The sequence below is a fragment of the Janthinobacterium sp. PSPC3-1 genome (assembly GCF_049896105.1).
GTDB lineage: Bacteria > Pseudomonadota > Gammaproteobacteria > Burkholderiales > Burkholderiaceae_D > Janthinobacterium.
The window spans coordinates 96,533-110,003 of sequence record NZ_JAFCTQ010000002.1; the positions used below are offsets into that span (position 1 = coordinate 96,533).

Sequence of the window (13,471 nt, forward strand, 5' to 3'; positions counted from 1 at the left end):
TACAGCGGCAATCTTCGGTCTGCGGCCACACGCATCTTTGCAAATTCCAGGTATCGAACCTCACAATGGACCGATGAGCAGGCAGGCCGACAGGCCGACCTGAAGAAATCCGACGGCGAGATCGGCATTGAAGTGGTATATGGTCGATTTGAAGGTACGTACGCCAATCGCCAATAACAGCGCGCCCAGCATGCCATTGGCCAGGCGATGGGATCGACGGCTGAACAGGTAGCATGCCAGGAAGAAGCCATTGGCCGCGCCAAGGGCGCTGAAGAAAAAGAGCAGTTGACTTAAAATCACGGGTAGACATCGCAGGAAGTGATTAGCCGTAGCGAATTGACACACCATCTGCTCGCCGGCCGACAGACCGGACCATTGCCGCGGCAATCCGGATACCCATATTTTTGCCATCACCGCATATTTGACAAGACAATACCGCTGTAAAACCAAACAATATGGAGGCATGGTCATGGCAGGCCGTGGCAGGCAAGTCAAGAATTATCTGACTGCAACCATGCTGAATGTTCAAGATGACTTGAGGATTGATAAGGCGTAATATTTATTCAATGGCCGTCACGGCGCGGCGACACAGCACTACTCCCGAGAGAGGACGGCAGCGTGGCGGTATCGAATGATCTCGCGCATTGGCGCAGACAGATTTTTGCGCGCCTGCTGCAGGCGGTGCTGCTGCTCGGCATCGCTACCGCCATCCCCAGCGCCCTGCTGGCGGCACGCGAAGGTATCTGGACGATAGTCGCGCTGGACATGACGTCGATCGCCTGGATCGCCGCCCTCTGGTATCGCAGCGGTGCCTCCTACCACTGGCGCGTGTGGCAGTTCCTGGCCGTGATCTACATCGTCGGCGTCGGCCTGCTGCTGAAAATCGGCCCGGTCAGCCAGATCTACCTGCTGGCCATCCCGGTGCTGGCGTCACTGCTGCTGGGCCTGCAACCCGCGCTGTGGATGCTGGTGCTGACGTCCACCTCGCTGTTCCTGCTGGGCCTGCATCCCGACATCAGCCTGCATCTGCACGGCGTGCCCGATTCGCCGCTGCTGCGCTCACTGATCGTCACGCTCAACTTCCTGCTGATCGCCGCCATACTGACCTTGTCGTCGGCCTTCTTGCTGCGCCACCTCGAGCACTCGCTGGACAGCCTGCACGCCAGCGCGCTGTCGCTCGAACACAGCAGCGCCGCACTGGCCCAGCGCAATGCCGAGCTGCGCCTGACGGCGATGGCGGTGGCGCGCCTGAACGACATGGTGATCATCGCCGAAGCCGTAGTCGGACAAGGCACGCCGCCAACCACGCGCATCATCTTCGTCAATGACGCGTTTGAGCGCAGCAGCGGCTACGCGCGCGACGACGTGCTGGGCCGCAGCCTGCTGTTCCAGCGCGGACCGGACACGGACACGGCCGAACTGGCCCGCATCAGCGACGCCATGGGCCAGTCGCAGCCGGTGCGCACCGAACTGCTGAACTACACCAGCGGCGGGCGCGCCTACTGGATCGAGGCCGAACTGGTGCCGTTTGCCGATGCCGGCGGCGCGCCCACGCACTGGGTGGCCGTCGAGCGCGAGATCGGCCAGCGCAAGAAGTCGGAACAGGACATCCACCAGCTGGCCTTTTATGACGTGCTGACGGGGCTGCCGAACCGGCGCCTGCTGATGGACCGCATCGGCCAGCTGCTGGCGGCGGCGCCGCGCGAACATGGCATCAGCGCGCTGATGTTCATCGACCTCGATCACTTCAAGTACATCAACGACGCGCGCGGCCACGCCACCGGCGACGCGCTGCTGCGCATGGCGGGCGAACGTCTGGCGCAGCTGATGCGCAAGGCCGACACGGTGGCGCGCATCGGTGGCGATGAATTCGTGGTGCTGCTGGCCCACCTGGCCAACGACATGGACAGCGCGGCCCAGGCGGCGGGCCTGGTGGCGGAAAAAATCCGCGCCGCGATCGCGTGCGACTTCGAGATCGGCGCCCAGTCGTATCACTGCTCGGCCAGCATCGGCGTCACCCTGCTGCCCAAGACTGGCCAGAAGGCGCACGATCTGCTGCGCGAGGCCGACATCGCCATGTACCGCGCCAAGGCCGAAGGGCGCAACGGCATTGCCTTTTTTGAAGTGGCCATGCAGGCTGGCGTGGAACGCCGCCTGACCATGGAACGGGCGCTGGCGCGCGCGCTCGACGCGGGCGAATTACGCATGCACGTGCAGCCGCAGCTGGACCGCCACGGCCAGGTGACGGGCGCCGAAATGCTGATGCGCTGGCCGCAGGCGGACGGCAGCATGATCGCGCCGTCGCTGTTTATCCCGATCGCCGAAGAAACCGGCCTGATCCTCAAGCTGGGCAACTGGGCGCTGCAGCAGGCTTGCCAGGCCGCGGTGCGGCTGGCGCAGGCCGGCCACCACTTCGCGCTGTCGGTCAATGTCAGCCCGGCCCAGTTCCGCCAGCCCGATTTCGCGGCCCGCGTGCGCGCGGCCCTGAGCGAGTCGGGTGCGCCGGCCGGGGCCCTGGTGCTGGAATTGACGGAAGGGCTGCTGGTCGACAAGCGCGACGCGGCGCTGGCGCGCATGCGCGAACTGGCCGCGCTGGGCATCCGTTTTTCCATCGACGATTTCGGCACCGGCTATTCCAGCCTGGCCTACCTGACCTCGATGCCGCTGTACGAACTCAAGATCGACAAAAGCTTTGTCGACGCCACCCCGCACGACACGCGCGGCACGGCCATCGTGCAAGCCATCCTCGGCATGGCCGGCCACCTGGGCTTGCGGGTGGTGGCCGAAGGCGTGGAAACGCGGCAGCAGGCCGACTTCCTGGTGGCGCACGACTGCGACGGCTTGCAGGGCTATCTGTATGCGCGGCCGATGCCCCTGGAAGACTTGATCGGCTGGCTGGCGCAACGGCCTTCTTGATTTTCCGCCATTTCCCTAGCGAAACCCTTTCGCTAGAATACCGGGCTTCCGGCCCGGCTCTGCCGCCTTTCACTTCCTGTCTAAGCGATCTCCAATGCGTCTGGTACTTCCCCTGCTATTGTCCGCCCTTGCCGGCTCTTTCGCCCATGCCGCCCCCGCCGCCACCCCGACGCCGATTTCGCTGGACCAGGCCATGGCCGATCCCGACTGGATCGGCACGCCCGTCGAAACGGCGTGGTGGGGCTGGAATGGCCAGGTCTATTACAAGCAAAAACGCCTCGGTTCTCCTTTGCGCGACATCTATCAGCTGGCCGGCGCCGGCGCCGCGCTCAATAGCGGCAAGCCGGTGGCCGACGCGCAGCTGGCCAATCTCGATGGCGAGCAGATGGTCTACCGGCGCGACGGCAAGCGCGCCATCCTGCTGCGCAATGGCGATTTGTTCGAACGCGACCTCAAAAGCGGCGTGCTGACGCAGATCACGCGCGGCGTGCCGGCCATCAGCGACCCGCAGTATTCCAGCGACGGCGCAGCGGTGCAATACCGCAGCGGCGACGACTGGCATAGCTGGAACCGGCTTGACCGCCTGAGCGCGCCGGTGGCGCTGCTGCGCGCGGCCAAGGACCCGGACGCCAAGCCCGAGGCGGACAGCCAGCGCGAACTGCAGCTGCGCCTGATCGTCAACCTGGCGCGCCAGAAAGAGAACCGCGAGACCAGCCTGGAACGCCGCAAGGAAGAGCGCCGCCTGGACGCCACGCGCGCGCCCGAGCCGATCTATTTGGGAGACAAGGTGACGATTTCCGGCAGCGTGCTGTCGCCGGACGGCCGCTGGCTGCTGTTCGTCACGCAGGACAAGGGGGCCGAAAAGGGCAAGCTGGGCAAACTGGCGCGCTATGTGACGGAAACCGGCTACCCGGAAGCGGACGATGAGCGCACGCGCGTGGGCCGCAACATGCCGATTGCGCAAACCTTGAGGCTGGCCGACCTGCGCACCGGCGCCGTGCGCGAGATCGCCATGGACACCCTGCCCGGCATCGCCACCGATCCGCTGGCCGCCTTGAGCGCCGAGCAGAAACTGCCGCCCCTGAAAGGCAACCGTCCGGTACGCGTGGACGCCTTGCGCGACGGCATCGTGTGGAGCGCCGACGGCGCGCAAGCGGCAGTGCGCGTGCGCGCCGTCGACAACAAGGACCGCTGGCTGGCCACCGTCGATCTGGCCAACGCCGCGCTGGTGCCGATGCACCGCATCAGCGACGCGGCCTGGGTCAACCGCCGCGCCGACGAATTCGGCTGGCTGCCCGACAGCGCCACCCTGTGGTATTTGTCCGAGGAAAGCGGCTACGCCCATCTGTATGCCAAGACGGGTGCCGCGCCCGCGCGCGCCCTCACCCACGGCAACTGGGAAGTGAGCAATGTGGAATGGACCCGCGACGGCGAGCGTGCCTATTTCCTGTGCAACCCGCAGCAGCCAGGTATCTATGAAGTGTGCGCATCGACCGGGAAGGACGGCGGCGCGCGCGAGGTGACATCGTTGAAAGGCGTGGAAAGCTTTGCCCTGTCGCCCGATGCGGGCAAGCTGCTGGTGCGCTATTCGGCCAGCTACCTGCCGGCGCAGCTGGCCACCGTGCCTGCCGCAGGCGGCAAAGCCAATATCCTGACCGATACCCGCAGCGACGCCTTCAAGGCGCGCAACTGGGTCATGCCGCAACTGGTGCAAGTGCCGTCCACGCATGGCGCGGCGCCGATCTGGGCCAAGCTGTATCGTCCGGCGCAGCTGGAAGCGGGCAAGCGCTATCCGATCGTCATGTTCGCGCACGGCGCCGGCTATCTGCAGAACGTCACCGAGCGCTATCCGGTGTATTTCCGCGAGCAGATGTTCCACAACCTGCTGGTCGAACAGGATTACATCGTGCTCGATGTCGACTACCGCGCCTCGATGGGTTATGGCAGCGCCTGGCGCACCGCCATCTACCGCCAGATGGGCCACCCGGAACTGGAGGACTTCATCGATGGCGCACACTGGCTGGCGGCGCAGCACCAGGGCGATATCAACAACGTGGGCATCTACGGCGGCAGCTATGGCGGCTTCATGAGCCTGATGGCCCTGATGCGCGCGCCCGAGCTGTTCAAGTCCGGCGCCGCGCTGCGCCCCGTGACCGACTGGACGACGTACAACCACGAATACACGGCCAATATCCTGAACACGCCCGAAGTCGATCCACAAGCCTATAAAATCTCGTCGCCGATCGAATACGCCGAGCAGCTGAAAGGCAACCTGCTGATCGCGCACGGCATGATCGACGACAACGTGTTCTACCAGGACTCGGTACGCCTGTCGCAGCGCCTGATCGAGCTGAAAAAGGACAACTGGGAAATGGCCAGCTACCCGATGGAACGCCACGGCTTCGTGCAGCCGGAGGCGTGGTATGACGAGTATCGCCGGATTTATCAGCTGTTCCAGCGGACGTTGAAATAAGGGCGGGGGTCACGTTTGGGGTTAGCAAATCGCGCTTGCCACGCCATCGACTCTGGCACATCATGCAACGATGAAAACCCCTATGCTCCCCACCCTGCTGCGCGCCGCCTGCGCCAGCCTTGTCATGCTGATCATCACTGCCTGCGGCAGCGCCCCCACGGCCACGCCGGCACCGGCGCCGGGCAGCGCCAGCCTGGCCAAACAGATCAAGAAGGAAGTCGGCGACGCCGCCTGCGACGCGCCCAAACAATGCGAGACCATCGCCATCGGCGCCAAGGCCTGCGGCGGCCCCGAGCGCTACCTGGCGTGGTCGAACAAGAGCAGCGACGGCAAGCAATTGACGGCGCTGGTCCAGGCGCAGGCCGAGGCCAGCCGCAAGCTGCAGCAGGCGGACGGCATGATGTGCACATGCGCCATCGTTACCGACCCCGGTGCGACCTGCGAGGCGGGCCGCTGCGTGCTGAACAAGGGTATCGCCCCGATCATGTAAAGCGCGTCAGGACTGCAGCTGCAAGGTCTTGACGAGTTTGGTTTCCACTTTCTCGCCCGCACCCGAGATCGCGTGCCGGCTTTCCTTGCGCAGCAACAGCAGATGGTCGCCAGAAACGCCATACTGGCGCGTCTCGTCCGTCTTCTGCGCGAAGCTGACCACCACAAAGGCGCGGCCGCTGACATCGACGCGGAAACTGCTGCCCAGCGGCGTGCCATCGGCCGCGATCCACACATCGATGCCGCCATCGAACTTTTTCACGTACTTGCGGTCTTTTTCGGGCACCTTGTCGATCGACAAGCTAAAGCTCAGCTTGCGCGCCGGCTTGCCCTTGTAGCTGTCCATCTTCTCGCCGCTGAACACGGCCTCGTCCAACTCACGCGACAAGGCGCCCGCCGCCGACACCATGGCGCGCAATTCCGTCCCCTTCAGTTCGCCCAGCGCGAAGTCGGTCGAGGTCTTCGCCTTCGGGTCTTTCACTTTTGCGCGCTGCTCGGCCTCCACTTTCGCCAGCAACTCCTTGCTGTACAACACCTGCAATCCCGCCGCGCCGCTGTCGACCACCACGCTGGCCTGGCCGCTATCCTCCTCGGCGTCCTTGCCCTCGCCCTCCCGGCGCCAGGTCTTTGACTCCACCTGCGCTTTCACGGGCGACTGCCCCTGCAATTTCGCCAGCGCCGTCTTCAGGTCATCGAGCCCATCGGCCCGCACAGTCCCGCAAATCACACTCATCAACCCGGCCGCAGCCAGGCATCGCACACCACAACGTAACTGCATCGTCGCATCCCTTCAGGTCGTACAAGGATGCCAAAACACCATGTTTTGGCCATCTGTTGCATTTGAACACAGGATGCACTGGTCAGGTAGAAACTCTTTCTGCTATAATTCGCCGCCTTGGCCTGGTAGCTCAGTCGGTAGAGCAGAGGATTGAAAATCCTTGTGTCGGTGGTTCGATTCCGCCCCGGGCCACCAAGAATTCAGCAGCAAAGCAAAACGCCACCTTCGGGTGGCGTTTTCTTTTATCAGGCGCCGCCGCTCATCTCTGGAAAAACCATGCGGGCGACTTTTTCCGTCACCGCTGATTCCATTATGCGAGAATGCCCCTCCCCCTGGATGGTGCGCATGATGACCAAACTCGCCGCAATCACAACTGTAATGACACTCGTGCTGACAGCTTGCAAGCCCGCAGCCGCAACACCTGCGCCTGACATTCCTGCGGCAATGCGCCAGACCGCGACCATCCTGCTGCAGTCAAAATTGTTACACGCGACCTCGATTGCCGTGGTTTATCGCGGCCAGGAATTCATCCTGCATCAAGGCGAGCTGGAGACCGGCAAAGCCAATCCGCCGAACGATAGAACGCTGTATGAAATCGGCTCGATCAGCAAAACGTTTGCTGGCCTGCTGCTGGCGAACGCTGTGCTTGATGGCAAGGCGGCGCTCGACGATCCCATACAAAAGTACCTGGCGGCCGCCTATCCGAACCTGCAGTCGCAGGGGCAGCCAGTTCGCTTGCGCCATTTGATCACGCACACCAGCAATATGCCGGGCATGCTGCCATTGCCGGTGAACACCATCTTGACGGAGTTCACTGCACACGCCACGCCGGCCAAGCTCAATGCAGCCTACGCCAACTACGGACAACAGCAATTCTGGGAGGACTTGCACACAGTCAGCATCAAAGGTCCGCTGGGCAAGGACTACGCCTATTCAAGCGCCGGGACCGAACTGATTGCGCACACGCTCGAAAAAATCTACGGACTGCCCTATGACGTCCTGCTCGCGCAATTCGTCGCGCGCGAAGCCGGCATGCAAGATACCAGGCTGAGAATCACAGCCAAGGATATAGGCCGGCTGGCGCCCGGCTACCACAGCGACAATCCCGTCGTGACAACACCGATGCCACAACTGCCCTGGGGGGCAGCCGGCAACCTGAAATCGACCATGCCGGATATGGCGAAGTACCTGCGCCTGCAATTGGGCGCCAATCCCGCCGTCGTCGAATCGCACAAGCCGCTGGTGCGCTTTCAGGACGACTTCAGCATAGGCTATTTCTGGAACATCGGGTCCAATCGCCAGTTGGGCACGCATTATGTGCACCATGGCGGCGTGCCACGCGCGCAAAGCTACGCCTACGTCGTTCCCAACTATCAGCTTGGGGTCTTCATCATCACCAACCAGAGCGGCGACGCTACCGCCGGCGCCATGGAAAGCGCGCTGGCGCATCTTTTCGACACAGTGGAATCCATGGAAAGCGCGAACTAGGCCGGCCCTTGTTTTGACAATGCGTGTATCGGTGCTTCGATTCCGCCCCGGGCCACCAGGAATTGAGCGGTACGGATCAAACACGCCAACCCTCGGGTTGGCGTTTTTATTTCTGCGGCAGCTATGCAAGATTCACGTCGCATGCGGCGGCACGGCATCCGTCCCATGCGCGGTGTCCATGCCCATGCCACCGCCGCCATTGCCGCCGCCACCTCCGCCACCCGCGCCTTTATTCCCCGACTTGTCCCCATCGCCCTTGCCCCGTCCCGCACTCCCCTGCGTGCGCGTCGGTCCCTGCAACGGGATCAGCACATCGTCCGGCATCGGCCCCAGGTCGAGCGCGCTGCGGATAAAGCTGCGCAGGCTGATCACCAGTTCGGCAGTATGGATGGGGCGGCCCGCCGCCAGGTCGGCCGCTGCCTGTCCGGCCAGCCGGCAGTGTTCTTCGGTACCGAGCAGCAATATGTCCGCCAGCGCCGCTTCGACCGCATCGCGGATGCGGCGCGCGCGCTCGGAACTGGTCGTTCCGATGTCGTACTGCCCTTCCCCACCCGCTAGCGCGCGCTCGCGCAGGTCGCGCAGGTCGCGCAGGTGGGTCGGATCGACCGTCAGTTGCCCGGTAAACGAGCCGCCCAGAGTGCGGTAGGCAGCCATCAACGTTTTCACGCGCTCATTGATCTGCCGGTTCATCCGTTCGCGGCGCTGCTGGATGGTCTGCATCATCAGCATGCGGATGCCCACCCCCAGCAAGGTAAAGACGGCCAGGCCGATGATGGTGGTCATGGCGGCTTCCCAGGAACTGAAATCGATATTGCGCATGCCGGCCTCGCCACTGACTGTCGATACGATGCAGTGTACAGAATCGGCTGGGTACGGATGGCTCCGCAGGGCGTTTATGTCCGGTAACTAACTGTCACCCACGGCAATTTCATTTATTCTGTACAACATTAATGCTGAGATTGTCAACGCCGCCTCTCTGGTCACGCGGGCTTCAGCCACATCATTCCAGAAGGATCTCGATTCATGCTTTCCACTACACAACCGTCCGCCACGGCGACGCCGCCCGACACCAAGGAGAGCCGCTTTGTATTCAAGGTCGCCATCGCCGCCACCATGGGCGCGCTGGCCTTCGGCTACGACACCGGCGTGATCTCGGGCGCGCTGCCCTTCATGAGCACGCCGCTGGCCGAGGGCGGCCTTGGCCTGACCCCGGTCACGGAGGGTGTTGTCACGTCGGCGCTGGTGTTCGGCGCCGCCATTGGTTCATTGATGGCCGGCACGCTGTCGGACAAATACGGCCGCCGCACAACCTTGCTGGGCCTGGCGCTGGTGTTCCTGATCGGCGTGCTCGGCACCACCTTGGCGCCGTCGGTGGCCATCATGGTCGTCATGCGCTTCGTGCTGGGCATTGCCGTCGGCGGCGCCTCGTCGACAGTGCCGGTATTTATCGCCGAGATGGCAGGGCCCAGCAGGCGCGCCAGGCTGGTCAGCCAGAACGAATTGATGATCGTCGGTGGACAACTGATCGCGTATATCCTCAACGCGGCGCTGGCGCATTTTTCCGGTTCGCCGCACGTCTGGCGTTATATGCTGGCGATCGCCGCCGTGCCGGCCATCCTGCTGGGACTGGGCATGCTGTTCGTGCCCGCCTCGCCGCGCTGGCTGGCCAGCAAGAACCGCATGAAGGAAGCGCGCGCCGTGCTGGAACAGATCCGTTCGAGCGACAAGCAGATCGAACTGGAGCTGGACGAGATGGTCAAGCTCAACAAGATCGAGCATGAACAGACCGGCTGGTCGGCCGTGCTCGGTACGCCATGGATACGGAAACTGCTGTGTATCGGTATCGGCCTCGGTTTCGTGGCCCAATTTACCGGCGTCAACGCCTTCATGTATTTCACGCCCATCATTCTGAAGTCGACCGGCCTCGGTACCAATGCGGCTCTGACCGCCACCATCGGCAACGGCGTGGTGGCGCTGATCGCCACCTTTATCGGTATCTGGCTGATCGGCAAGCACGGCCGCCGCTCCATGCTGATCACCGGCCTCGGTTTCGTCATCGCCACCCAGGCCGCGCTGGGCGCCGTGCTGCTGTTCATGCCCGAGGGGCTGATGAAAAGCTACGCCGCACTGGCCTGCATCCTGTGCTTTTTGCTGTTCATGCAGATGCTGATTTCACCCGTGTACTGGCTGCTGATGTCGGAACTGTTCCCGATGCACCTGCGCGGCGTGCTGACTGGCACGGCCGTGGCCTGCCAGTGGGTATTCAACGGCCTGGTAGCGCTGCTGTTCCCGATCGCCATGGCGCAGTTCGGCAGCGCCACCTTCTTTGTGTTTGCCGGCATCAATGTGCTGTCGCTGATCTTTGTCGCCACCTGCCTGCCCGAAACCAAGGGCAAATCGCTGGAGGCGCTGGAGAAGTTTTTGGAGAAGGAGCTGGGCAAGCCGGCTTGAACAGGAATTGAACGGTGTTTCCAAAAAAACGCCAACCCTGTACAGGTTGGCGTTTTATGCGGCATCAACTCCCCTTCTCTGCCTTCTTCGGCAACACCTTCACCACCGCCATATCCTGCGCCAGCCTGAACTCCTGCGCAAACGCGCGCATGCTCTCGGGCGTCAACGTACCGGCCAGTTGCTTGCTGTCCGCCAGGTAGCGGGCGTCGCCAAATTGCGTGTAGCTCAGTTGCAAGCGGTTGAACTGGGTGGTGCTGTCCGCCACCCGTTTCGACTCGTCGCTGCGCATCTTGGCGATTTCTTCCTTCAGCATGGCCGTGTCCAGTTGCGCAGGCAGGCGTTCGAGCACGCGTTTGGCCGATGACCACAAGGCGTCCAGGCGTTCCGGCGCGGCCGTGAACGACAGTTCGCTGTTGGCATGGTTGTGCGGGTCCAGGCTCAGCTTGTAGTTGAGGCGGTAGATGCCGGCTTCTTTTTCGCGCAGTTCCTGGCGCAGGCTGCGGTAGATGATGCGCGACAGAATCGCCGTGCGCATGGCGCGCTCGGGCGTCCATTCCATGTCCTGGCTGCCTTCGGCGCGCACGCTGCCTTGCGGCTCGACACTGATGGCCAGGCGGCTTTCGCGGTAGCCCTTGCGCTGCGCCAGCGCGGTTGGCGCCTGCGCGGCGGCCTGGCGCGGAATGCCGGCCAGGTAGCGCTCGGCCAGTTCCCTGACCTGGGCCGCGTCCAGCGGTCCGCTGACAAAATACGTCACCGGCTGGCGGCGCAGCTGCAGCCATTGTCCGCGCACCGTCTGCAAACCCTGTTCCGTCATCAATTGCTTCAGGGCGCCGGCATCGGGATAGCCGTCCAGCGGCAGCTCGCCATAGCGCAGCACGCTCATTTCGCGGCCCGCGCGTTCGCCGGCGCTGTCCGGGCGGCGCGCCGCCTGGCGTGCCAGTTGCTGGCCCACGCTGGTGAGCGCCTCAAGGCCAATCTCGCTTTGCAGCTGGCGCGCCGCATACAGGCGCAGCAGGTCTTCCAGCTGCGCGGGCGCGACTTGCGCGGTGTAGCCGAGCTGGATCGGGCTTTGCTGCTGCGACAGCTTGACCTTGCGCTCGCTTGCCCAGCGATCGAGCTCGCCCGGCGCTTGGCCGGACAGGTCGGCGTCGCGGCCCAGCTGGGCCGCCAGCTGCCACTGCCACGACGGCGCGCCCGGCATGCGGTAGCCGGCCAGCGCATGGGCGGCAAAGCGCATCGTGCTGTCTTCCGGCGTGGCGTGCCAGACCAGCACATCGCCATTGTCCAGGGTCCAGCGCTGCACGCCATTGCCGAGCTCATCCTGTCGCACGATGTCGCCACTGGACGACAGCCGCGGCATGCTGGCCACGGTGGTCACTGGCTCCGCCTTCAGCAGGGCCGGCAGCGGTGCCGTGGCAATTTTTTGCTGCGTGGCCAGCACGTCTTCTTTCGATGGCAGGCTCAAGGGGCTCAGGCCCGGCGCCAGCATGAACAGCGCGCGGTCGGGCGCATTGACCCATTGCAGGGCACGCGCGTTGATATCGGCCGGGCTCAAGCCAGCCAGGATGCGGCTGATCTGCGCCTGTTTTTGCAGCGGGTCCTGCATGATGCGCTCGCCCTCCACGGCGGCACCCAGCATCTGCAGCCAGCCGTTGAAGTCGCGCGCGGCCTGCTGCGCCGGGCCCTTGTCGTTCAGGCGGCGCACATCGGCAATTTCGCGCTCGATATCGGCTACGTTCAGCCCATTGCGGCGCAGGCGTTCCTGCACCAGCAGGATCTGTTCCATGGCGGCCCGGTGGGCGTCGACCGCCACGCTGGAGGCAAAGCCCAGCGAGGCCGTCGATTCGCCGAGCTCGCCCTTGCTGACGGTCAGCGAGGAAACGCCGGCCGGCAGGCTGTCGGCGGACTCGCGCACCAGCGCACGCAGGCTGCGCTCGGCGATGCGGTCGATGATGCGCTCGCGCAGGCCGGCTTCATCCTGGCGCTTGTCGACCGTGAAACGCGTGACCCAGCCAACCTGGCTGGTGCCGCTTTCCGCATCCTGCAGGCGCGTGATGCGCAGCTGGTCGCGCAGCACGGGATCGGGCGCATTACGTTGCGGCAAAGCGGCCGGCACCAGGCCGCCAAAGTAACGTTCGATGGCAGGTTTCAGGGCGGCAGCATCGACCTTGCCGACGATTAGCAGGGCCATATTGCCGGGGCGGTACCAGTCGCTGTAGAACTTGCGCAAATTGTCCACCGGCTGCTGGCGGATGCTCGCTTCCGTGCCGATGGTCGGGCGTTGCGGGTACAGCGAACCCTCGCGCAGCATGGCGCGGCGCTGGCGGTCCATCCGTTCACGCACACCCAGCTTGGTGCGCCATTCTTCGAGGATGATCTGGCGCTCGCGCTCCAGGCCGTCGGCCGGTATCAGCGCGCCGCCGGCGATCTCGGCCAGCACGCCCAGGCCCGCGTCGACACGGCCGGGCGGCGCCGTCAGGTAATACAGGGTGCGCTCGAAATTGGTCTGCGCGTTGTAGTGCGAGCCGATGCGCCAGCCCAGGCTTTCCATATGGGTCTTCAAGCCTTCCGGATGGGCCTTGGTGGTTTGAAACACCATATGTTCGACCATGTGCGCCACGCCGGACTGATCGTCCTTTTCATCGAGCGAGCCGACGCGCACCAGCAGTTGCAGCGACACTTGCTTGCTCGCTTGCGGGTCTGCGGCGCTGGCGCTGTCGACGATGTAATACGTCAGGCCGTTGGCCAGCTGACCGCGCTGCACCTGGCTGTCCCAGCGGAACGATTCAACGGTGGCGGCCATCGCTGGCGCCACGATGGCGATGCACAGGGTAAAGAAAGCGATGCCCTGCAGTTTTTTGCGCGTAGTCATCATG

At 64.0% G+C, this 13,471-nt stretch carries 9 protein-coding genes and 1 tRNA gene; 6 read left to right on the forward strand and 4 right to left on the reverse strand.

Annotated features, from left to right (window positions below; all coding sequences use genetic code 11):
* Positions 1 to 60: 60 nt before the first annotated feature.
* Entirely contained in the window at positions 61 to 471 is a 411-nt protein-coding gene (locus tag ACP7B7_RS02665) for a hypothetical protein (RefSeq protein ID WP_308923738.1), read from the reverse strand.
* A 147-nt stretch (positions 472 to 618) separates the two neighbouring features.
* On the opposite strand from ACP7B7_RS02665, the gene ACP7B7_RS02670 reads away from it, so the two are divergent.
* The 3 genes from ACP7B7_RS02670 to ACP7B7_RS02680 all read left to right on the forward strand — a co-directional run bounded on the left by ACP7B7_RS02670 (position 619) and on the right by ACP7B7_RS02680 (position 5,879).
* A complete protein-coding gene (locus ACP7B7_RS02670; protein WP_426075642.1) occupies positions 619 to 2,916 on the forward strand; it encodes a putative bifunctional diguanylate cyclase/phosphodiesterase in 2,298 nt (765 codons plus the stop codon).
* A 94-nt stretch (positions 2,917 to 3,010) separates the two neighbouring features.
* Positions 3,011 to 5,389: a prolyl oligopeptidase family serine peptidase gene (locus ACP7B7_RS02675; RefSeq protein ID WP_426075643.1), complete on the forward strand. Its 2,379-nt coding sequence runs from the start codon at positions 3,011 to 3,013 to the stop codon at positions 5,387 to 5,389.
* 82 nt (positions 5,390 to 5,471) lie between these two features.
* Entirely contained in the window at positions 5,472 to 5,879 is a 408-nt protein-coding gene (locus tag ACP7B7_RS02680) for a hypothetical protein (protein ID WP_308923735.1), read from the forward strand.
* A gap of 6 nt (positions 5,880 to 5,885) precedes the next feature.
* Here ACP7B7_RS02680 and ACP7B7_RS02685 read toward each other — a convergent pair whose 3' ends face one another.
* Complete coding sequence (locus ACP7B7_RS02685) at positions 5,886 to 6,611, reverse strand: hypothetical protein (RefSeq protein WP_308923734.1); 726 nt, start codon at positions 6,609 to 6,611, stop codon at positions 5,886 to 5,888.
* Positions 6,612 to 6,775: 164 nt separating this feature from the next.
* On the opposite strand from ACP7B7_RS02685, the gene ACP7B7_RS02690 reads away from it, so the two are divergent.
* A tRNA-Phe gene (locus ACP7B7_RS02690) sits at positions 6,776 to 6,851 on the forward strand.
* A gap of 150 nt (positions 6,852 to 7,001) precedes the next feature.
* Entirely contained in the window at positions 7,002 to 8,144 is a 1,143-nt protein-coding gene (locus ACP7B7_RS02695; RefSeq protein ID WP_426075644.1) for a serine hydrolase domain-containing protein, read from the forward strand.
* Between the two features lie 132 nt (positions 8,145 to 8,276).
* Here the strand turns inward: ACP7B7_RS02695 and ACP7B7_RS02700 are convergent, their stop codons facing one another.
* The gene (locus ACP7B7_RS02700) at positions 8,277 to 8,963 is read right to left on the reverse strand and encodes a hypothetical protein (protein WP_426075645.1); all 687 of its coding nucleotides are present in this window, start codon (positions 8,961 to 8,963) and stop codon (positions 8,277 to 8,279) included.
* A 204-nt stretch (positions 8,964 to 9,167) separates the two neighbouring features.
* Between ACP7B7_RS02700 and ACP7B7_RS02705 the strand changes: the two genes are divergently transcribed.
* Positions 9,168 to 10,595 (forward strand): sugar porter family MFS transporter, encoded by a 1,428-nt coding sequence (locus ACP7B7_RS02705; protein WP_426075646.1) that lies wholly within the window; start codon positions 9,168 to 9,170, stop codon positions 10,593 to 10,595.
* Between the two features lie 64 nt (positions 10,596 to 10,659).
* Here the strand turns inward: ACP7B7_RS02705 and ACP7B7_RS02710 are convergent, their stop codons facing one another.
* Positions 10,660 to 13,470, reverse strand: a complete 2,811-nt coding sequence (locus ACP7B7_RS02710) for a M16 family metallopeptidase (protein WP_308923730.1) — start codon at positions 13,468 to 13,470, stop codon at positions 10,660 to 10,662.
* Between the last annotated feature and the right edge of the window lies 1 nt (position 13,471).